The organism is Sulfitobacter litoralis, from assembly GCF_900103185.1.
Lineage (GTDB): Bacteria > Pseudomonadota > Alphaproteobacteria > Rhodobacterales > Rhodobacteraceae > Sulfitobacter > Sulfitobacter litoralis.
The window spans coordinates 1-21,536 of record NZ_FNJD01000030.1 but is presented as its reverse complement, the minus strand read 5'-3'; the positions used below and the strand labels follow the sequence as shown (position 1 = coordinate 21,536).

18 protein-coding genes, 1 tRNA gene and 1 rRNA gene are annotated in these 21,536 nt (G+C 53.0%); 15 read left to right on the top strand and 5 right to left on the bottom strand.

Annotated elements, in window-relative coordinates:
- Positions 1 to 10 precede the first annotated feature (10 nt).
- The 6 genes from BLQ98_RS16760 to BLQ98_RS16735 all read left to right on the top strand — a co-directional run bounded on the left by BLQ98_RS16760 (position 11) and on the right by BLQ98_RS16735 (position 9,010).
- On the top strand, positions 11 to 898 hold the full coding sequence (locus BLQ98_RS16760; RefSeq protein WP_093734361.1) for a branched-chain amino acid ABC transporter permease: 888 nt from the start codon (positions 11 to 13) through the stop codon (positions 896 to 898).
- Positions 898 to 1,860 (top strand): branched-chain amino acid ABC transporter permease, encoded by a 963-nt coding sequence (locus BLQ98_RS16755; protein ID WP_093734360.1) that lies wholly within the window; start codon positions 898 to 900, stop codon positions 1,858 to 1,860. Before BLQ98_RS16760 ends, BLQ98_RS16755 begins: the two co-directional genes overlap by 1 nt.
- Before the next feature lie 112 nt (positions 1,861 to 1,972).
- A complete protein-coding gene (locus tag BLQ98_RS16750) occupies positions 1,973 to 2,560 on the top strand; it encodes an ImuA family protein (RefSeq protein ID WP_093734368.1) in 588 nt (195 codons plus the stop codon).
- Complete coding sequence (locus BLQ98_RS16745; protein ID WP_093734359.1) at positions 2,475 to 3,932, top strand: Y-family DNA polymerase; 1,458 nt, start codon at positions 2,475 to 2,477, stop codon at positions 3,930 to 3,932. The genes BLQ98_RS16750 and BLQ98_RS16745 overlap by 86 nt, the downstream gene beginning before the upstream one ends.
- On the top strand, positions 3,929 to 7,249 hold the full coding sequence (locus tag BLQ98_RS16740; protein WP_093734358.1) for an error-prone DNA polymerase: 3,321 nt from the start codon (positions 3,929 to 3,931) through the stop codon (positions 7,247 to 7,249). The genes BLQ98_RS16745 and BLQ98_RS16740 overlap by 4 nt, the downstream gene beginning before the upstream one ends.
- A 303-nt stretch (positions 7,250 to 7,552) precedes the next feature.
- Positions 7,553 to 9,010, top strand: a complete 1,458-nt coding sequence (locus tag BLQ98_RS16735) for a hypothetical protein (protein ID WP_093734357.1) — start codon at positions 7,553 to 7,555, stop codon at positions 9,008 to 9,010.
- A gap of 311 nt (positions 9,011 to 9,321) precedes the next feature.
- Here the strand turns inward: BLQ98_RS16735 and BLQ98_RS16730 are convergent, their stop codons facing one another.
- Together BLQ98_RS16730 and BLQ98_RS16725 are read right to left on the bottom strand one after the other, a co-directional pair.
- Positions 9,322 to 9,738, bottom strand: a complete 417-nt coding sequence (locus tag BLQ98_RS16730; protein WP_093734356.1) for a hypothetical protein — start codon at positions 9,736 to 9,738, stop codon at positions 9,322 to 9,324.
- A 114-nt stretch (positions 9,739 to 9,852) separates the two neighbouring features.
- Complete coding sequence (locus tag BLQ98_RS16725; protein ID WP_093734355.1) at positions 9,853 to 11,172, bottom strand: plasmid recombination protein; 1,320 nt, start codon at positions 11,170 to 11,172, stop codon at positions 9,853 to 9,855.
- A 342-nt stretch (positions 11,173 to 11,514) separates the two neighbouring features.
- Between BLQ98_RS16725 and BLQ98_RS16720 the strand changes: the two genes are divergently transcribed.
- The 5 genes from BLQ98_RS16720 (at position 11,515) to BLQ98_RS18145 (ending at position 16,963) form a co-directional block, all read left to right on the top strand.
- Entirely contained in the window at positions 11,515 to 12,651 is a 1,137-nt protein-coding gene (locus BLQ98_RS16720; RefSeq protein ID WP_093734354.1) for a DUF262 domain-containing protein, read from the top strand.
- Complete coding sequence (locus BLQ98_RS16715) at positions 12,648 to 13,763, top strand: AAA family ATPase (RefSeq protein WP_093734353.1); 1,116 nt, start codon at positions 12,648 to 12,650, stop codon at positions 13,761 to 13,763. Before BLQ98_RS16720 ends, BLQ98_RS16715 begins: the two co-directional genes overlap by 4 nt.
- Positions 13,764 to 13,765: 2 nt before the next feature.
- Positions 13,766 to 14,725 carry a hypothetical protein gene (locus BLQ98_RS16710; protein ID WP_093734352.1) on the top strand — a complete coding sequence of 320 codons (960 nt, stop codon included), beginning with the start codon at positions 13,766 to 13,768 and terminating at the stop codon, positions 14,723 to 14,725.
- Positions 14,726 to 15,317: 592 nt separating this feature from the next.
- Complete coding sequence (locus BLQ98_RS16705) at positions 15,318 to 16,157, top strand: hypothetical protein (protein WP_093734351.1); 840 nt, start codon at positions 15,318 to 15,320, stop codon at positions 16,155 to 16,157.
- Positions 16,157 to 16,963: a DUF5677 domain-containing protein gene (locus tag BLQ98_RS18145; protein WP_141135363.1), complete on the top strand. Its 807-nt coding sequence runs from the start codon at positions 16,157 to 16,159 to the stop codon at positions 16,961 to 16,963. Before BLQ98_RS16705 ends, BLQ98_RS18145 begins: the two co-directional genes overlap by 1 nt.
- A gap of 152 nt (positions 16,964 to 17,115) precedes the next feature.
- Here BLQ98_RS18145 and BLQ98_RS16695 read toward each other — a convergent pair whose 3' ends face one another.
- Complete coding sequence (locus BLQ98_RS16695) at positions 17,116 to 17,799, bottom strand: hypothetical protein (protein WP_208596090.1); 684 nt, start codon at positions 17,797 to 17,799, stop codon at positions 17,116 to 17,118.
- 331 nt (positions 17,800 to 18,130) lie between these two features.
- Between BLQ98_RS16695 and BLQ98_RS16685 the strand changes: the two genes are divergently transcribed.
- The 4 genes from BLQ98_RS16685 to BLQ98_RS16670 all read left to right on the top strand — a co-directional run bounded on the left by BLQ98_RS16685 (position 18,131) and on the right by BLQ98_RS16670 (position 21,245).
- The gene (locus BLQ98_RS16685; protein ID WP_093734347.1) at positions 18,131 to 18,616 is read left to right on the top strand and encodes a putative type II toxin-antitoxin system PemK/MazF family toxin; all 486 of its coding nucleotides are present in this window, start codon (positions 18,131 to 18,133) and stop codon (positions 18,614 to 18,616) included.
- A 79-nt stretch (positions 18,617 to 18,695) separates the two neighbouring features.
- Positions 18,696 to 19,136 carry a hypothetical protein gene (locus BLQ98_RS16680; protein WP_093734346.1) on the top strand — a complete coding sequence of 147 codons (441 nt, stop codon included), beginning with the start codon at positions 18,696 to 18,698 and terminating at the stop codon, positions 19,134 to 19,136.
- Between the two features lie 193 nt (positions 19,137 to 19,329).
- Complete coding sequence (locus tag BLQ98_RS16675) at positions 19,330 to 19,545, top strand: hypothetical protein (protein ID WP_093734345.1); 216 nt, start codon at positions 19,330 to 19,332, stop codon at positions 19,543 to 19,545.
- Positions 19,542 to 21,245 carry a recombinase family protein gene (locus BLQ98_RS16670; protein ID WP_141135364.1) on the top strand — a complete coding sequence of 568 codons (1,704 nt, stop codon included), beginning with the start codon at positions 19,542 to 19,544 and terminating at the stop codon, positions 21,243 to 21,245. Before BLQ98_RS16675 ends, BLQ98_RS16670 begins: the two co-directional genes overlap by 4 nt.
- Here BLQ98_RS16670 and BLQ98_RS16665 read toward each other — a convergent pair.
- Positions 21,202 to 21,278 (bottom strand) — tRNA-Met (locus BLQ98_RS16665). The genes BLQ98_RS16670 and BLQ98_RS16665 overlap by 44 nt on opposite strands.
- Positions 21,279 to 21,353: 75 nt before the next feature.
- Positions 21,354 to 21,468 (bottom strand): 5S ribosomal RNA (rrf, locus tag BLQ98_RS16660).
- Positions 21,469 to 21,536: the final 68 nt, after the last annotated feature.

Below are 21,536 nucleotides of genomic sequence, written 5' to 3'. Positions count from 1 at the left end.
GGGCCAGGATATGTTTGAGTTATTGGGAGTGCCGCCGCAGGTTCTTTTAGGACAGCTTTTGCTTGGCCTGATCAACGGGTCGTTTTACGCGGTTCTATCGCTGGGCCTTGCGGTTATCTTTGGCCTTCTGAACATCATCAACTTTGCCCATGGCGCGTTGTACATGGCAGGTGCCTTTGTCGCGTGGATGCTGTTGAACTATCTGGGCATTGGCTATTGGCCCGCTTTGATTGTGGCACCGCTGATCGTGGGTGTCTTTGGTGTCGTCATCGAACGCACCATGTTGTCGCGCCTGTACCATCTGGATCACCTCTATGGCCTGCTGCTGACATTTGGGTTGGCGCTGATCATTCAGGGTCTGTTCCGCAATTATTACGGCATCTCCGGATTGCCCTATCAAATCCCTGCTGTGCTTTCGGGCGGGCAGAACCTTGGGTTTATGTTCCTGCCGAACTATCGCGCATGGGTCGTTGTCGCGTCTGTTCTGGTGTGTTTTGCCACCTGGTTCGCAATCGAGAAGACGCGTTTGGGTGCCTATCTCCGCGCTGCGACCGAAAATCCGACGCTTGTAGGCGCATTTGGCGTGAACGTTCCGCTAATGGTGATGCTGACCTACGGGTTTGGTGTCGCGCTGGCCGGATTTGCTGGCGTCTTGGCCGCCCCGATCTATTCCGTGAACCCGACGATGGGCGAACAGCTTATTATTGTGGTTTTCGCCGTCGTGGTGATCGGTGGGATGGGCTCTATCATGGGGGCCATCGTCACGGGCTATATGCTTGGTATCGTCGAAGGATTGACGCGGGTGTTTTACCCCGAAGGATCAGCCGTCGTTATTTTCGTCATCATGGCAATCGTTTTGATGATCAAACCTGAAGGTCTGTTCGGGAGGACCGCATAATGGCAATGACTGATAAAACCAAAGGCGAAGCCACAGGCATGCCAACGCTGCACAAGATCATCTTTGGAGTGCTTCTGGTCGCGCTGATCGCGCTGCCGTTTTTCGTCTACCCCGTGTTTGCAATGAAAGTGATGTGTTTCGCTCTGTTTGCCGCAGCCTTTAACCTTTTGCTAGGCTTTGGCGGGTTGTTGTCGTTCGGGCATGCCGCGTATTTTGGGGGCGCCAGCTATGTCGCGGCGCACGCAGCCAAGGTCTGGGGCCTGACACCAGAGCTGGCCGTTCTTTGCGGTGCAGCGGCGGCGGGCCTCTTGGGTTTTGTCATCGGGTCACTGGCGATCCGCAGGCAAGGCATCTATTTTGCGATGGTAACGCTGGCCTTTGCACAAATGGTCTATTTCACTGCGCTTCAGGCCGACTTTACCGGCGGCGAAGACGGCATTCAGGGCGTCCCGCGCGGTGACCTGTTCGGCCTCTTCTCTTTGTCCGACAATCTCGCGCTCTATTTCTTCGTTCTTGCCGTCACCTTTGGCGGGATCTTGTTGTTGTACCGCATTGTGCATTCGCCCTTTGGCCAAGTGCTCAAGGCGATCCGTGAAAACGAACCCCGGGCAATTTCGCTGGGCTACAACGTCAACCGCTACAAGCTTATCGTGTTCACCTTGTCCGCGACGATGGCGGGGGTTGCGGGGGCCACGAAATCGCAGGTGTTCCAATTGGCGTCTTTGACGGATGTGCATTGGTCCATGTCAGGCGAGGTCGTTCTGATGACGTTGTTGGGCGGCATGGGCACCATCTTTGGGCCCCTTGTTGGCGCAGGGATTATCGTCACCATGCAGAACTATCTGGCGACATTCGGCGCATGGGTCACGATCATTCAAGGTGTGATTTTCGTCATCGGTGTTCTGATGTTCCGCGAGGGCATCGTAGGCGTCTTGGCTCGCTGGTTTAAGCGGCCCCTTTAATCAAAACGGGCGGCTCAAATCTGCAACTTAGACCCCTTGTTCAAATTTCAGGGGGGGGGTCACTCAAGACACCGGATTGGCGCGGCGCGACCGTTGCGTTAGATATGCAGGTATGCAGTCAGGTTTTCCAGATACGTTTCCTTTAAAGCGTGGGCGCGTTCATGAAGCCTGCGGCCCTGCAGCGCCCGTTTTTGGTGCGATTGTAGGCAGTATGCTGCAGGGCATAACGCTTTGGATTCGCGAAGAGCGCGCGCACGAAAGGGTCAATCCGTTGGGTCTTGCGACTGTCCTGGACCCTGCCCAGCTTTTGGTCGCGTTTGCTAAAAACCAGGCTGACAGCCTTGCGGTGGCCGAAGAATCCCTGCGCGAGGGGGTGCTCAGCTGTGTGTTGATCGACATTTCGCGCCCTTTGAACCTGCGCGAAGGGCGCCGGCTACAACTGGCTGCAAAAGCTGGTGGCACCACAGGGCTGTGTCTTATCCCAGAAGGCATGGGATCGAACGCCGCAGAGACCCGGTGGCGGGTCCGTCCTGCCTTTGATGCTGAAAAGGGGGACTCGACTCTGATGCATTGGGAAATTATTAAGAACAAATCGGGAACGATTGGTGCCTGGGATGTTCAATGGTCTCAAAAAGCGCGTTGTGTGCATGTGGTTTCCCCGGTTGGCCTCCGACCGGGCGCTAAAGGTACGACCGGTTGATGCCCCTTTTGCGCTGACGTTAAACCAGCACAACACCGACAGGATTTACTGTCTGAACCAACAAGCCGAAGCATTGGGCCTGCATCGCACCATGCGCCTTGCAGATGCCCGCGCGATTTGTCCGACCTTGGTGAGCCACAGTGCACAGCCCGATCTGGATGCACGGTTTCTAGCGACGCTGCGCCGTTGGGCGACACGGTATTGCCCTTGGGTTGGGTATGAAGGTCCAGACGGTCTGGTGCTAGACCTCACCGGTTCAACACATCTATGGCCCGATGAAACGGCGATGCTGGAGGATATGCGCCAGCGTGCACAGCACGCGGCGATCTCCTTGCGGTTGGGTCTGGGCGAAACCCGCGGGGCGGCGTGGGCCTTGGCGCATTATGGCGATACGGTCGGGGCGTTGGGGCCGTTGCCGGTGGCAGCACTGCGCCTTCCGCCAGCGACAATTGTCGCGCTGCAACGTCTTGGGCTCCGTCATATCAATGACCTGTCGACGCGGCCGCGTGGGCCGTTGGCGCGGCGGTTCGGTCCCGAGGTATTGACCCGCCTTGATCAGGCTTTGGGCCACATCCCAGAGGCCATTTGCCCAGCCGAGGAGCCACCCCATTACGCCGTGCGCCTGACAATTCCTGAACCTATCGGGTTGCTGGCTGATGTGATGGCTGCGGTCGAACGGCTCTTGATCCCGCTATGCGATAAACTGAAAATGCACGAGGCGGGTGCCCGAAAGCTCGTCTTGACGCTCCGCCGCGTCGATCAAGACAGCCAACAGGTAGAGCTGCGACTGGCCAGCGCCATGCGCGACGCGACGCGGATCCTGCCACTCTTTGAACGCGGCGTCGGCGCGGTGGATGCAGGGTTTGGCATTGATGTCATGCGCCTACAGGCCGTGATTGTTGAGCCCTTGCCGCTGCAACAGATCGGGACGATCCGCCAAGCGCAACCCGACCAACTGAATGACCTCATCTCGCGTCTTGGGACACGGATAGGACTAGAGAACATCCAGCGGTTCCTGCCTGCCGACAGTCACATCCCTGAACGCAGCTTTCGCATGGCCCCTGCGGCGGCCAGCCCGCCACAAAACGGTTGGGGCAGCGTCAAACCGCGGCCGCTGCGCATCTTTTCCCCCGAACCGATCACCGGACAGGGGGCACAGCCGCCCTCTCGGTTCCGGTGGCGGCGGATGACATTGACCACTGGGCGTGCAACCGGGCCCGAAAGGATCGCGCCGGAATGGTGGATGGACGACGATGGCTGGCGCTCGGGTCTGCGCGACTACTGGCGGATCGACACACACGAAGGCCGCCGCTTGTGGCTGTTCTACACGCCGCAGAACCCCGGCTGGTTTGTGCAAGGAGAATTCATATGAGCTATGCTGAGCTTGGTGTTACCTCTAATTTCACCTTTCTGACCGGCGCGTCCCACCCCGAGGAACTGATCCTGCGCGCGGCGGAACTGGGGTTAAGCGCTATCGCCATCACAGACCGCAACACGTTGGCGGGGGTGGTACGCGCCTATAGCGCATTGAAAACACTCAAGGCCGAAGCCCGCGATACGCTGAGGATCCGATCGAGCACGCAGATTGACAGCTCTTCGCGGTTGCCAACCGGCAGGCCGCAAAACCTTCCCTGCGCCGCCTTGCCTGACGCGACGCCCCTGCTTCCAAAGCTGATCGTCGGCACACGTCTGGTGCTTCGGGATTGCCCTGTCGACTGGTTAGCCTTGCCCACTGACCTGCCAGCATATCAACGCTTGTCGCGGTTGCTGACATTGGGCAAACGGCGCGCAGGCAAGGCAGAGTGTCATTTGGACCTCGAAGATCTGCTACAGGGATGTCAGGGATTGATCTTGATCGCCCTGCCGCCATCCGACCTAAGCCAAGCCTTGTCCCCCATCCAAAAACTGGCGCGCCGCTATCCCAGATCCGTTTTTCTAGGTGCAACCCCGCGGTATGACGGGTCTGATCAGGCGTGGTTCAACGACTGTGCCGCGCTGGCGTTGCGTGCGTCTGCCCCGATGGTGGCGGTCGGCGATGTGCTGATGCACCACAGCGCACGGCGGCAGCTGGCAGATGTGCTGACGTGCTTGCGCGAAGGCATCACAATTGACTGCATCGGAACAGATGCCCTGCCAAATGGGGAACGGCGTCTGAAACCGGCTGCCGATATGGCCCGTCTTTATCGCCATCACCCCGCTGCACTGCGCCGCACGATTGAAATTGCGACACGCTGCAGCTTTGATCTATCCGAGCTGAAATATGATTACCCCGATGAGAGGGCGGAAGGACGCAGCCCGCAGGATCGGCTACAGCATCTGGCCCGTGCGGGGCTTCGACGGCGCTATCCTGAGGGCGCTTCGGATCGCGTCTATGCCTTGCTGGACAAGGAACTGCGGCTTGTGGACGAGCTCGGCTATGCCGCGTATTTTTTGACGGTCCACGACATTGTCGCCGAGGCACGCCGCCGCGGTATTCTATGTCAGGGTCGCGGGTCCGCGGCGAATTCGATCATTTGCTATCTTCTGGGCATTACCGACGTCAGCCCCGATATGATTGGCATGGTTTTTGAACGGTTTATCTCGCGGCATCGCGGCGAGCCCCCTGATATCGATGTCGACTTTGAACACGAACGCCGCGAAGAAATCATCCAGTGGATTTATGAAAAATACGGACGTCACCGCGCCGGGCTTTGCGCGACCGTTATCCATTTCCGGTCGCGGGCAGCGATACGCGAAGTTGGTAAGGTCATGGGGCTGTCCCAAGATGTAACTGCAGGGCTGTCCGGCCAAATTTGGGGCATTTCGAATGATGGGGCCGACCCCGAACGGATGCGCGAATTGGGGCTGAACCCTGATGATCGCCGGCTGTCGCAAACACTGCGGCTGATCGGCGAACTCATCGGGTTCCCCCGACATTTATCGCAGCACGTGGGCGGCTTTATCATCACCCAAGGGCGGTTGGATGAACTGTGCCCCATCGAAAATGCCGCAATGGACGCGCGCACCGTTATCGAATGGGACAAGGACGATATCGACGCGTTGGGTATTCTAAAGATTGATGTCCTGAGCCTCGGGATGCTGACCTGTATCCGCAAGGCCTTTGCATTGTTGGAAAATCACGAGAAAAAGCATCTGACGCTGGCCACTGTTCCCCAAGGGGATAAACCCACATACGACATGCTGACCCGTGCCGATGCGGTGGGGGTATTTCAGGTCGAAAGCCGCGCACAGATGAATTTCTTGCCGCGGATGAAGCCTGCCGAATTTTATGATCTGGTGATCGAGGTTGCCATTGTGCGCCCGGGCCCGATTCAGGGGGGGATGGTCAAACCCTATCTGCGCCGGCGACAAGGTCTAGAGGCCGCCGAACCCTTTGGTCCCGCACTCGAAGAGGTCACGCGCAAGACCCTGGGCGTTCCGCTGTTCCAAGAACAAGCGATGCAAATCGCCGTGGTCGGCGCGGGCTACACGCCAGAAGAGGCAGATCATCTGCGTCGGTCGCTTGCCTCTTTCCGGCGCATGGGCACAATCAAAACCCACCGCGACCGTTTCGTTCAAGGGATGATGCGCAACGGATACAGTCAGGACATTGCCGAAGCATGTTTTGTCCAGATCGAGGGCTTTGCCGATTATGGCTTCCCCGAAAGCCATGCGGCGGCCTTTGCGATGCTCACCTACGTGTCGTCATGGTTGAAATGCCACCATCCCGCAATCTTTGCATGTGCGCTTTTGAATGCACAGCCAATGGGGTTTTACGCCCCTGCCCAGATCGTACGCGACGCCCGCGAGCACGGGATTGAACTGCGCCCCGTCTGCGTGAACCATAGCGCATGGGACAACTCGCTAGAGCGTCGCGCAGACGGGGCCTTGGCGCTGCGGCTCGGGTTTCGTCAGATCAAGGGCTTTCGCGAAAGTGATGCGGCTTGGATCGTAGCTGCGCGTGGCAATGGATATCCCGATCCCGAAGCCCTATGGCTGCGCGGCGGCATTGCCCCCGCCGCATTGGAACGTCTGGCCGAAGCGGACGCCTTCGTTGGAATGGGGCTTACCAGGCGCGATGCGCTATGGGCCGTGCGCGCCATCTCTGCGCCGGCCCCGCTGCCGTTATTTGCAAATCCCTTAGATGGCGAAGGCCTGAATGAACCCGGTGTGCGCTTGCCAGAAATGCACCTCGGTGAAGAGGTTGTCGAAGATTACATCGCTTTGCGCCTTACCCTGCGTGCACATCCGATGGAGCTTTTACGCCCCACAATTCCGGGCCTGACCCCGCATGATCAGCTCCCCTTTGTGCCGCTTTCTCGAATATCTGTGTGCGGCCTTGTTATCACGCGCCAACGCCCTGGCACCGCCTCTGGCGTGGTTTTTCTGACGCTAGAGGATGAAACAGGCGTGTCTAATGTCGTGGTATGGCGCAAGGTTTACACCCAGTTTCGCCAGATCGTCATGGGCGGCCGCCTTTTGCGGGTGACGGGCCGGCTGCAACGCGAAGGGATCGTCGTGCATCTGATCGCCGAAAAAATAGAGGATTTGTCGGGACGCATTGCTGATCTTGGACATCCGATGGACGGCGCAGTGGGAATCACGCAACCTCAAGCAGACGATGCCCCCCGACCCGCCCGCTATCCCCCTCGTGCTCAGAACCCGCGCGCCCAAGCCAAACAGATATTTCCGAGCCGCGATTTTCACTGACTAAAGACGGGCAAGCACCTGTAGACGTTAGATTTGGCCGCGCTTAACGGTGTTTCCCCTGGGATCGCTAATGGCCACAGGAACAATTGGACAGCGTCGTAAAATGCCCTGTACAAGCAACCATGCAAGGTATGAGTATTCGGTGTTGAAACATAGGGTATAGATTGTGCCCCTTCGTCCGGTTAAGACCCCCAGTCCTTAGGACAGACGGCAATTAGCGGAAGTGCGAGGGATCATCCACAATATGAAGCAGTTTCAGGTAAGCCGGTTTTTTTTGATGGTGCTTCGACACAAGGAATGATTATGACTGATACGACGTCCCGCCTTCACGGTTCAGGTATCTGCTTGGCGATAGAAGAAGCCGAAAAGCTTAACCTAGAGCCAAGCGATCTGTATTCTGGTCAGTTTCAGTTCTCTCGCGATAGTACCCCCCCTATTGCCGAATACCTCAGTGTCAAAATCGGTGAGCGATATCTACATCACTCAGCGTCGCTAGATATCGTGCGCATTTTCGCCGCAGATACGCTTTGTGCAATTCTTATTGGGGTCGCCTTAAATGCCGAAGGCAAGCTTCTGGCAGGCGATTTGAAACTTGATCTAAAATATGACTCTGATCTGCATCGAAAATTAGAAGAAATTATAGCCGGTTTTGTGGGAAGGTTCGCCGTCTTCACCTCCACCCCATCGGGACAATACGTATATACCGATACTGTTGGTGAAATGGGTGTCGTCTTCGATCGCGAAACCGGTATTGTGGGAAGCACCCTACCGATCATTCTATACCGACCGATAAACGAGCGTGATGACTTTTTGCACATCAAGGTTCAAAAGAGCTTGGGGCAATACAGCTTAGGGTACACGACAGATAAAAGTTGCTGGCGACTTATGCCCAATCATAGCCTAAAGCTGGATACGTTTGAGCAAGCAAGATTCTGGCCAACCGACAATGCCCTTATGGAGCCGCGACGCCTGCGCCACGATGAAGTTATCGATCGTCTCATAGCATTGCTTCGTCAAAACACGGTCGGTTTTCTTGAAGGAAAACCCTGCCTAATGGCCCTATCGGGCGGTCAAGACTCACGTATGTTACTCGCCGCGTCACGTGACAAAATGCATTTAGCTAAAATGATTTTTGGAACCGATTTCGGCTGGAATTCAGGGCGCGATTGCGATGCCGCAGAAATAATCGCTGAACGTGTTGGGCTGTCATTTAAGCGGATCACAGGCAACAAACCAAAAAGATGGGGAAAACGGGTTTTTCTCGCTCGTGTTGGATATGCTGTCAATGCAGGCGGTACCGACTCCATCAAGATATATAACAAGCTTCCCAAGGATCATCTGCTCATCCGTGGCAATGTTTTTGGTCTTACCCGCGCAAATGACTGGAATCCACGAAAGGATTCAGTGGCAAACCCTTCCAACGTAAGGTTTGGTATGAAAAGGCTAAAAATGGGCCAAGCCATTAGCGACGAGATTAGGCCAAGCGATTTAAAGAAACGCTACTTGGACTGGCGGAATTCTTTGCCCGATCTTTGTCGCGAAAATAGCTTGGACTTTTCATTCTGCGAAAACTATCTGCCCAATTCGCTTGGAGCCCGAAACTACTCCCACACCAATGTGACCCTCGTGAACCCCTTTGCAGATAGGCGCATTATCATGCTCTGTTTGGCCATACCGCCATTAGAGAGAAAACATCTTCTCATTAATGAAGGTATATTGAATAAAACGGCACCCGATCTGGCGGATATCCCCTTCGTTTAGATCGAATAGCCCCTAGATTTGTAGACGCTTTGCTTGCTATTTTTGGAGCCGGCAGATTCAACCGGTCGTCGCAACACCCCATTTTAGATTATGTCGATGACAAAGACAGGCAGACGTAAGTGAACGAGGCAGGCGTCTAAGAAACCAGGGGCTATTCACCACCTCGACCTGCGTGGCAAGCAATTGGAGATACTGAACGCAAGCAAGCCCGCATGTTCTGCGGGCGTTGTTTACTGCTAAGTTTGTGTAGATTTGGTTGCGGGAGGGGGATTTGGACTTTGGCGAACTAATCTTGAGGTTTGCGCCTGAGCTTATGCCGGAACTGGCGCGCCGCCCTCTTTATCGCCTTCTGCAGCTCGCGTTTTCGCTGCTTCAGCTTCTTCCTTTTGCTTTTGCAAATCGCCCTCAACTCGTTCGGCGACCGTTGTGGGCATAAGCGCGTGTTTGGAAATGCGGCGGCGGTTACCAACAGAGGCAAGCATGCTGATCTCATAGTAGAACTCATCAACTGCCGATTGATCATGTTCCGTCAGGAATGAGATCCATTCCTCGATAGTGTCTGCAATCGCTTTGCGCGCAGCTTGCTGGGCTGCTTCATCTTTTCTGGACAAGTTCGCGGCAACATTGGCGACCTTGAACATCGCTGCCTGCATCGCTGCGCTCATCGGCACGTCAGCGCGTTTCTTACGGGTGGTTTTGGAAGGCTTTCCTTGCATGCGGTTGTTCATCTAATAATCCTCTGTCTTAATAAGTTCAGGCCCGGGCGGAATGTCTGGGCTGCGTAAAAAAAAGATGGGAGAGCAAATCGGCGTGCGGTGACTTTTACGGCAACAAAAAATCGGTCAATCTCCTAAACCATTGTCTTTGTTGGAACTTCTCTTTTCGGCTCTTTCATGTGAAAGATTTCCCGCGATAACTGCCTTCTTGAGTCGCTGAGCAAGTTCCGAGAGCGCGCCTACATTTCCGGTGAAGCCATCGCCGAGAGTGGCCCCGATCTTCGCCAGCATTGATGTCGCCTCCTCTAATGTTCGGTTGGCAGCGCGGAACTCATCCGAAACCCGCTCAAAGGCGTCCGTGCGCGCTTTCTTGAACATTGCGCCCCATCCGCGGCGGAAGGCTTTCGCAACGCGCGCTGCGCCCATGGGCGATTGCCTCGCTTTGTTTTGTGCTCTCAGGAAAACTGGGTCATTCTCGCGACCCTTCACCGGTGCGATTGCCGCTGTTCCATCAGCCGAGGGATCAACAACGCCGTCCGCGATGGCTTCGGTTATGTCGATGATGGCGTCCGCCTCCGCCGACTTTTCCTCGACCGCGTCAGTTCGAGCATCAAGATCATGCTCACGCTTGGCCAGTTCACTATCCTTCTTGCGCCGCCAGTCCCTCGTTTTTGTATGCATCCGTTTTGGCGGCGGCGTTTCACCTTGGGCGACAGCCTGGCGGAACGCCTCCTTGCGCTTTTCACCGCGTTCGAGACCGATTTTGGAAAACCACGCGCCGACGCTATCCTGAGCGTGCTCGTAGTTTTCTATTACGTCGAACTTTGATGGTTGAAGCATCTTCCGGGTCGCGATGACTTTCTTCTCGCCCGTTGCCTTGTCCGTGCGCATCATCTCCACGCAGACACGCGGCATGATTACGGCGTGGATGTGATAAGCTTCTTCATCAAGGTCTGCGCGGGCGTGAATGACGTCATCGCCAAACTGTTCTTTCAGCCAAGCAATCGACAACAGCTCGAAGTCCGCAATCCTTTGGTTGTTTTCGACACCTTCATCGAAGACTGCTGCAGGGTCAGCATCGAACCACCCTTTGTTGGCCGTCAAAATCACCTCACGCATTGGACCGTGCCGCGTAGGACGCCAAGGGTTATGCGGTCCTTCCGCCAGCCGCTTCTGAATGTCCTTCTTGCGGTTACGCCGTTCGAGCGCCTCAAGCTCGGCCGCGAAGTTCTGTGCCTTTATTTCGGCAATCTCAGCTAAAGCTTCTGCCGCCCAGTTTTCGGAGCCAATCAGGCGGCGATTTGGGGCCGGCGGGTGCTCCAGGATGTGACCGGTATCGCCCCCCACCCTCTTGCGGTGTTTTTCGTATCCGGCAATGTTTTCGGGGCCGATCCCCTCGAAACGCAGCACGACGGGGTAGCGGGTGTTGAAGTTTGAGCCGTCCATTTTTTAATCTCCTTGGTGGTGGAGATGAGAAAATGGTTATGCAAATTTTGAGATGATAATTTGAGCGTGCTGAAGGTTTCATATGAAAGGTTCTGCCCCCCAAGGTAAGGCAAGCTTGGCTCAACTATATGTTGCTTGGGCAAGGAGCAACGCACGCCTGGAGGACAATCTCAATAATGCGTCAGCCAAAATATGTAAATAAAGGTGGGCTTCACAAATATGAGCCGTGAACCCTAACTTACTCTACATTGAAGTAGCATCGGTTAGCAGATACAAACTCATCGGTGGCGGATATCGGTTGCGACACTTTCGGCCTCTTTTAAGCCCTACGAGGAAAACGGTATGGTGAACAAGACAGATTCGACTGAAGCAGATGGCTTTGAGGACGAAGATTTTGATTCAAATGAGGAAAATTTCGCTAGAGACGAACCTTTCGACCCAAAGAAAGTCGATGTCTCAATCACTACCCCGAACCTCAGCGCTTTAATCACCAGGCTAAAACACGAAGAAATCGACCTGATGCCCGATTTTCAAAGGTCCGGCGATTTGTGGAGTAAACAAGCCCAAAGTCGTCTGATCGAGTCGATATTAATTCGACTACCGATACCAGCATTTTACTTTGATGCCATCGACGACGATAGATGGCAGGTAGTTGATGGTTTGCAGCGGCTGTCAGCAATCAACAATTTTGTTCTGAAAAAGACGCTCAAATTGACAAACTTAGAGTTTCTAACTGAATACGAGGGGTGTTCCTATGATGAGCTTCCCCGCCCTCTTACACGCCGTATTGATGAATTTCAAACTTCGGTGTATTTAATAAAGCCTGGAACACCACTTGAGATGAAGTACTCTCTGTTTAACCGGATTAATACGGGAGGGTTAAAGCTTACACCTCAGGAAATACGTCATGCAATGAGCCAATCGGCAAATTCTGGTGCCGTATCTAAGTTTCTGTCAAGAATTGTAGAAAATGAAATATTCATTAAAGTAGTCGGACGCAAAAACAACAGAATGGTGCAGCAAGAACTAGTTCTAAGGCATATGGCGTTTGTAATTTTTACATTAGAAGAATACCGGTCATCTTTGCCGAAATTTCTAGATACCGCAATGATTACCCTTTCCGAGTTTTCAGAATCGCAACTTATAGAGCTAGAAAGCCGGTTTTTAATTTCAATGGAACTAGCTGATGAAATCTTTGGGGAGGATGCTTTCAGAAAATCCCTTGTTGATGGGAAAAAATTGGTCAACAAACCCCTTTTTGAAGCGCTTTCTGTTTCACTAGCAAAACTTGAATACGACGAACAAGAACAACTCCTATTGAATAAGGATCAGTTTTTAGATGAGTTCAGAGATTTACTGCTAGATGATGAATTCAATGAAACAATTAGCCGCTCAACTAGCAGCAGCACACATGTATACGAGAGATTTACTCGCATAGAGCAATTTATCCGAGAATTTATAACGGAATTATTGATATGATCGAACGACTAACTCTCAAGAACTTCAAGTCAATTGAACATGAAGCCTTCGATATTGAAGGCCTAAACCTATTCTCAGGACTAAATGGTGCGGGAAAATCTTCTATTTTCCAGTCATTACTCCTCCTCAGGCAGTCATTTGACGGCCACTTTCTACCAGAGACAGGCATCTCTCTTGCAGGAGCGCATACCCAAATCGGAACTGGGAGAGATCTACTTTATGTAGGAGCCGAAAAGGAGGTAGTGGGCATTCACGTCGAGTGGGAAGCTCATGAACTTGACCTCCAGTTTACGTATCTGGAGGCTTCGGACATGCAACCTCTAAATGACGAAGCAAGCAAAACTCATGGCACGCCGTACGCTACTGCTCTCTTTACTCCGCAGTTTCAATATCTATCGGCAGATCGAATTAGCCCAAAAACAACCTATGAAGTCTCTGACTACGCAGTGAACCAAAATCGGTCCCTTGGTAATAAGGGGGAGTATACAGCGCACTTTCTTTCAGTAAATGGCAATAAGAAAATTTCCATCCCTGAGCTCCGGCACCCATCTGCCGCGACAGGTTCAATAATTGATAACTTGAATGCCTGGATGTCAGAGATAACCCCAGGAACTAAGGTGATTGCCAAACTCATTCCAGAGATAAACCAAGCAAGTTTACACTACCAATTTGCCACAGCGACAGAGATGACAAAGCAATTTCGACCCGAGAATGTCGGATTTGGTCTAACTTACGTCCTACCTGTTATGCTGGCTGTGTTAGCTGCACGGTCCGGTGATATTTTGATGATCGAAAACCCTGAATCTCATCTGCACCCTGGAGGGCAATCTCTCATGGGGAGATTGATTGCAATAGCTGCGCAGAGCGGAGTGCAAATATTTGTCGAAACCCACAGTGACCACGTATTCAATGGTGTTCGAAACGCAATAAAATCCAATGTCATTCGGCAAGAGAACATACAGACATTCTTCCTGACGCGTGATCCAGAGAGCCATCAGCATAAAGCGGTCGTGCACTGCATACCCATTAACGGCGATGGGAGGGTCGAATATTGGCCCCCAGGTTTCTTTGATGAGTGGGAAAAGAGTTTGGATGCGCTGCTGGAGGATTGATTATGGCTGAGTGCATAATATTTAACGATGCCTCTTTACCCTTCCCGCCAGGTATTGACCCTGGAGACCATATAAAACTTTTCTTTTCTCTGTTAAAAAGGGCAAATGATGCTCAAGTTTCCCTCGATCGCGCGGCTGGCTCGGAAGGTCGTTGGAGCGCCCTCATCTACTCTGAAAGCTTTAGTTTTGGGGAGTGGCTAAATCACAGTTTAGATCGGGAGGAGCGGCGGCGGGTTAAGAACATTATGACAAAAGTTGCGTGCCCTCTTAATCCTGAGGCTAAGGATATAATTAGGGATCGAATTTTTGTATTAAAAGAAGACGATTCTATAACAACTAACGGTCTTGGCTTTGCTTCCGTCAAAGGAGCATCGTGCGTGAGCTTCAAGTCACATCAACGCTGGCTCAAAGAAACTTTAGAAATTATCGAAATGAGAGCAGGCGGGGAGAGTGAAACAACCCACCATCATGAGGTAGCGAATATCAGCGAAGTTGCCCAGATAGAACCGTTTCTAGACAATATTCGCACTATGAGAGAGGAAAATACTGAGTTCTTCAAAGGGTTAAAAGAGCAGGACAACTCCGATTATCCGAATATGTTATTCAACAAAGACGTCCTAAAGACTTTGCAAAGACCGATTGAAGTTTCTCTATATCAAACGCAAATCATCAATGTTCTTAATAAACTGAACCAAGGAATTTTGACCGCTAATTCTTTGGAGGATTTGGCAATTATCACCGGGTTGGATATTTCCGGTGAAAGCGGGCCAACTATGGGTAATCGAAAATTTGCTCGCAAGAGGAGGTTTAGCCATCCGACTCTTGGGACAGCTTCCTTCGAAGCTCACGTAAAGAACTTTCCAGACGCCAAAAGAATGCATTTTCTTCCAGACTACGCAGAACGCAAGATATGCATTGGCTATTTTGGCAACCACTTACCGACGATGTCCTACCCGACTTAATCCTCAAGAGTTAGTTGATACCAACGGGCAACATCATTTGATAGAGCAGGTTGCCGCAGTGACCCGAAACGACTTGGCCACGCCGGAAGCGCAGGGCGTTTACTCACTAAGTAGCTCGCACTCCGGCCCTACGGTTCTCCGTTCGAGCTACGCATTCGCCAAGGGCAGGCCCCTGGACCCTGGTCGCCTGCGGCGACCTTGGGAGGCGTCCAACTCTCCCAAACCCTCAAGGGGCTTTCAGCCCGAGAAAGGGAGGTTTCGCCCACCCCTTTCATCCCCACTCACAGGGTCGTCGTTCGCCACTCCCCCTGCACCCCCTGGCAGCCTGTCCGTCTGGGACCAAAGAGGGGACTTCCCTCTCTGGACACTCCAAGGCAAAGACCACTCGCCGTCTGTCCCTGCACCCTTTCTGGCGTCTCCGACGGTCAATCGGCACTGAGAGAAACGGCCCAAAGCGATCATTGGTGACGTTGCTGCAGCCGCCCGTAAAAAGTTCGGATCGATGTATCCCAGTTGCATTCGCTGACAAAAATGCGTCACTGAACAAATTTGCTGCGACATAGCCGACAACAACAGAAAAGGCGGATCTACGTTGAAAACCACGATAGGCCAGCGACTGAACCGGTTCATACCTTGGTCTTCAATTGCCAGCATTGGCAACTCCTCGCCCGCGCGCCTAACCGCGCTCGCACCATTAATCGGTTATCTTATAATCTATAACCAGTTCATTGCTGAGTTCTTTTTTCTCTCCAACAGTGGGACGGCGTCAGATCAACCAACATTATCCGTGTTGGACCTTCTGAGAGATCTTAAGCTCACCTTCCTCTATTTTGGGTTGGTATTCTTCGGGATCGGAGCCATCCTTTATGCGTTCTTTGCTCCCAGAAGTATCCGAAAATATAAGACACCTGAGGAATTCGTTCTGGCAATGGGCGCAGCTCAAACTGAGTGGCTGATCGTCGACAACCTGACCCGCGTTGGCGGCGCTGCGTGGGACGGAAATTGGCACAATGATCCTGACAGTTATGGAAGAACTTCACTGAGTTTTACTGAGGATACCCTCTACCAACTCGACGCTATATTGGAACACGCTGGTCACAACGCCTTTGTTGACGAGGAGGAGCCCGGCAAGCCCACTCAAGATGAGTTGGACACGGGCTTCTATAACGCTCTCGGCAACGTTATGACCGACCGGGTCCTTGAGTGTATATTGTCCAAAAGGCGAGTTGATAGAGCGCTTTGGCACAATGCGATTGGCGTCATCGTGGATGACCGTGCAAGAGATGTGTTCTACATGGCCTATTCTTTTGACGAATGGTCAAAATTTGGCGCGCGACTATCATGTTCGGCCATGTTTATACTTGGCGGAGTGTTGCTCGCTATTCCAACTATCATCACATCAGTCGAAGTAGTCTCGCAGATTGGCAAATAATGAGTGATCTTGACCCACAGAGTTACCTTTGCGAAGCAATAGAGGCGTTTGAAAAGGCAACAGAGCACGCAGTCGCACTTTCGGAGAGCCGACTTGGTGTAGTCCATACCGGCAGACAGAACCGCGTACTTATGGCGTATTCAAAAACAATTGTGCACGCCATGAGCATTCAGTTGCTCTACAGAAATTCAATGAAACAGAAACCAGAGTTTGGACTACTGGATCATTTCTCGATCGCGACGCTCACCCGTACTCTTGCTGATGCATCAATCATGACCCTATACCTATCCGAACCAAGTCTCAGTGCAGCAGAATGGGACCTCAGACGGCACGTTCTGTTTTTGCATGACGCATCTAACAGAAAACGCTTCCTGAAAGCTATGCACAAGCATGCTGGTGAAGCTCTTTCCGCTGATGAATTAGACGCACATCGTCAGAACAAGATTGATATCCTAAAGATTATCACGCAACGCAGCAAGGAACTGGGTCTAGATAAAAACAGGATTGATGAACTTTCGAAGGGCCAACTTGTTTTCATGGATGGTGTTCGCGGTGCCGTGCGTGAAGCCGGGCTCGATACGAACGACTTTGATTTTATGCACGTCTATCTCTCCAACCATGTTCACAGCCATCCCGTTAGCTTGTTGCGGCAGGAAAAAATTTCGTTTGAAGCACCAACAGATTTTCAGATGATCTTCTGTGGGTTTTGCCTAGAAGCAGCAACCGTTTATCTTGAAAACGTCAACTCACGCGTCAATGAATTCACTGGAGACATGGCGCGTGACCCTAATGGGCATATCGACTAATGTGCGCCGAACGAGTGTTCAGAAACCAGTTTCCGCAAAGGGTGAATGCACTCGCAGCGAAGGCCCGGTTCCCACCAGAAGTGTCGAATGCCACCCACGGCCTATTCTGGATATACAAATGTTCGTAGAACACCCGATTTCTGTGTCTATTTCTAATCCTCTTTTTGCTGAATTTCCTGAGTGAACCACTCGCAGTAAAGGTCTTCCCAATTTTCTATTTTGGCAGGCTCCGGGTTATGTGCGATGCGGCTCCCGTTGAGACCTGACTGGTGCGGAAATCCAGAAAAGTGAATAAGAAGCCCATCATTAGACAAATTTCCTGAGAAATAGTTGATACGTTGACCGCCCCGAAAGTCATAGACTATCACGTCAGCTGACGATCCGCCGATGCTAATGTAGCCCTCCAATAGAAGACCGCTATACGGGCTTCCCAAATCGCAAGATTTTTTCCACCACACGCGCCCATCAAGACGATTGCCTTCAACGACTTCTATTTCTAATGCGGCGTCGACCAAACTGGAAACTTCCATATCGTTCATATCAACAAAACCTTCTGGGAATGTATCGAAAATACCAGTCCAAATCTCAGTTCGATACATAAGGTCAGACACGTACATTCTCGCCTCTGCAAAATGGTTTTTGAAATCCACAATAGACTTCGGAATGCTTAACGCATTGATGCTTATACCGACTAAAAAGCCGACCGCCAAATATGCAGCTTTAGTCCACCCCAAAAGCCCGAGAATCTTCTTTCGCCAAGTAGTGGACGATGCCTTGGTGGCAGACTTACTAGTCTTCCTAGACGCGCTTCGTTTCTTGGCTGTTTTCAGGTTCAATCTCGACAATTTTGGTGCGCCCTTCGCCTAATGTCGATCGGCAATAAAATGACGACTTCTCGTGGCTTTGCCCAAGATACATAGTTCAATACCTCATTTTTGCCCAGGCCCTTCCAGAAAGGCGACGGTCTGTTCGCTAACGTAGCGAAGGGCCGCTTTCCGCATATATTGCCCTCTAAACGTATTTTGACGAGAGGGATGCCCTCTCGTCGCTCTCCCGGATTTTGCCTCCAGTTTTGCTGCGCGTTTTTTGTGACGCGCAGCAAAACTGGAGGCCTTTTAGGTTTCCAAAGCTGGTGTCGATTTTCAATCGCATCACAGGAGACCCCAGATGTATCAATCCCCCCAACCATTCGTGCCGGCCTTTGATTGGCAGAACCTTGTCGAACGCGGCGATGTCGTCCTGTTCCGGTATCCTCTCGCGGACGAATACGACGCATCAACGGACACGCGGCCCAAACGTCGCCCCTGCTTGGTTCTCGACGTCTTCACCAAAGGCGGGACCTGCTTCATCGAACTTGCCTACGGCACGTCAGCACCCACCAATGCGAACCGCGGTTACGAGGTGAGGGTCGGGGAGTTGGCGTCCTGCTACACAGCTGGCCTGAAGCGGCCGTCGCGCTTTGTTTGCGCCCGTCGGATCATCGTCAGCGTTAATCATTCTGGTTTCGATGACGACGACGATAGCGGAACACTCATTGGTCGTCTGGACCCGCCACTTATCGAGCGGATGAATGTCGTGCAGGCACGACTACAAGCCGACGCTGCCATACGGGTAGCTGCGCAAGAAGAACGCCAGGAACAACAGGCACGATAGTCGCGCGTAGTTCGCGGTTTCCTTTTGGGAACCGCGCCTTCGAGCGACCTCGCACCCCAAACATCAAAGGATAAAAACTATGGAACTACCATTCACATCAGGCACAGAAGTTACCCCAATGGCAGCGGCCTGCTACCCGCTCGCCCGCGCGGCTGCGACCGGCATCGAACAGGATGTCCTCGACCTCATTTCGCCAAAGCCAAAACGCATGGCGCAAGAACTCGCAGTCCTACTTCAACGTGGGGCGATCTTCGAGAAGGGCGTTCTCGCAAAGCTGCACGATCTGGTGGGCGTGCTTGATGCCGAGATCATCGAAGGAACCTATGTCGAAACGCATTACGATCACTCCTTGGAGAACGTGTCCGATACGCAGGATTGGGGAGAGGAGCGGGTGACGCCGGAAGCCGATCGGCTAACCAACGCACTGGGAGTGCTAGTTGAGCTCTACGTAACGCTTTCGGCTGTGCACGATCTGCTTCGTGCCGAGAAGGCCCTTCAGGGGCTGCGCGCAGCAGCCTGACCGAACATGCGGGTTTAGACACCCCGCATCAGGCGCGCTGGCGACCCTTCTGCTGCTACAGATGTCAGTGCGCTGCCCATAAAGAGACGCCCGCACAGATCATCTCTGTGCGGGCGTAGACGATCAACCCTTAAGGGCCACCGTGTCTCGTCGTGTTGTTGGTTTTGTGTGTCCACAACCGAAGGAGAAGCGAATGACCCTCACAAATCTGATCGACCTGATAGCTGAAGTTGCCGCCAAGCGGGCCACCGAAGAGGGCAGAACGAAGGAAGAAACACCAAGCGCAGTGATTTGGATAATAGCTAAGATTTCGGCCAGATTATGGCAGCCTCTCCACAATCTTTTCAATTTTGGATTGTATTCCAAACAAAGGCGACCCAGATTTGCGGCCCAAGGAGATTCTAAATGACGGTCAAACCTCGCGTGGCAATCTATGCCCGCTACTCCTCGGATATGCAGAACCCGAAGTCTGTTGACGATCAGTTCAGCGAATGCCGCAAACACGCAGAACGCAACGGCTATGAAGTTGTAAAAGAATATGCCGACGCCGGGATGTCTGGTGCCCTACGGGACCGCCCTGGGTTTCAGGCGCTGCTCGACGCAGTTCACGCACGCTCATTTGACATCGTTCTGTTCGAACACGTCGACCGCCTTGGGCGTGATCTTGAACGGGCCTCGAACTTCTACAAGGCAGCGACCTTCGCAGACATTGAGCTTCACCAGTTGGGCAAAGGCAAACTCGGCCTGCTCGACATCGGCATTATGTCCACGATGGCGCAGATATTTCTTGAAGACCTCGCTCTTAAAACAAGGCGCGGTCTGCGCGGAAAGTTTGAACGCGGTCAAAGCGTAGGCGGCAAATCTTACGGCTATGCCCCCCGCATTGGACGAGACGGTCTGGTTCAGACAGGCCACGTCAGTATTGACGACAATGAAGCTACCATTGTGCGCCGCATCTTCACGGAATACGCGTCCGGCGTGTCCCCCCTCAAGATCGCGGCACAACTCAATGCAGACGGCGTCCCCTCTCCAGCCGCAAACACCAAACGCGCGACCAGCGGCCACTGGAAGCAAAACACGATCAATGGCAATCCGACACGTGGCACCGGCATCCTAAATAATGAGCTCTATATCGGGCGTCGCATCTGGAACCGACTACGCTATTCTAAACACCCTGAGACCGGCAAACGGGTCTCGCGTCTTAACCCTTCCGAGGATTGGGATGTTCAGGATGTGCCGGACCTACGGATCATCGACCAAGATCTTTGGGACGCGGTAAAAGCGCTGCAAGCCGGACACAGAAAGGTTCGCAGCACAAAACCAGCAACAGATAAAAAAGGCCTCTCCGTCGGGCAATCGTTCCGGCGGCGTAAATACCTGCTGTCTGGACTGATGAGCTGCGGACAGTGCGGCGGAAATCTAACCGTGGCGGGCAGCGGCAAAGCGCGGCGCTATTATTGCGCCAACGCCAAGGAGAAGGGTGCGTCCGTATGCACCGGGATGCGTGGGCTCAAAGAGGAAGATGCTGCGGCCTCCATCGTTTCAGGCCTCAAGTTTGGCCTGATGCAGGATGAGGCCTATGCGGAGTTTCGGGAGAACTTTCTGGCGCGCAAAAAGGTGGAGGCAGAAGAGAATGGTCAAATGCTCAAACTGCACGACAAAACCATTCACGAGTTGAAGACCAAGATCGGGAACATTGTGCGGTCCGTTGAAGATGGCGATGCGCCAACCTCTTTGACTGCACGCTTGAAATCACTGGAAGCCGACCTCAAAGCCGCAGAAGTAAAACGCAAGGCCATCAAGCCGACCCCGGTCACGTTGCCAGAGGACCTCCCTGTCTTTTACCGTGCCCAAATTGACGACCTGGCGGCCACTCTTTCAGATGAGGCTGTCTCGGGTCGTGCGAGCGACGAGCTACATCAATGGGTTGATACAGTGGTGGTCACCTGGGACGCAGAAGCCAAGCACCATGCGCTTGAGCTGCGTGGCAAGCTATTGGAGATGCTAAACGCAACAAGGCCCGCAGGTGATGCGGGCCTTGTTGAATGCGAAAGTTCGCTAAAGTTGGTTGCGGGAGTAGGATTTGAACCTACGACCTTCAGGTTATGAGCCTGACGAGCTACCGGGCTGCTCCATCCCGCGCCGGGGGCCAATGTTTGTGTATTGGCTTATTATTTTGTCATCGCAGAGAGATACTAAATTTAGAGGTTTTGCTAGGTTTGGCGGTGACCTACTCTCCCACGTCTTAAGACGCAGTACCATTGGCGCAGTAGCACTTAACTGCCGAGTTCGGGATGGGATCGGGTGTTTTGCTTACGCTATGACCACCAAACCGAGTAAAACCTCTATGTTGTTGCTTTTGCCATTGGCAAAAGAGCAACAAGCGGGAGAGAGCGTATC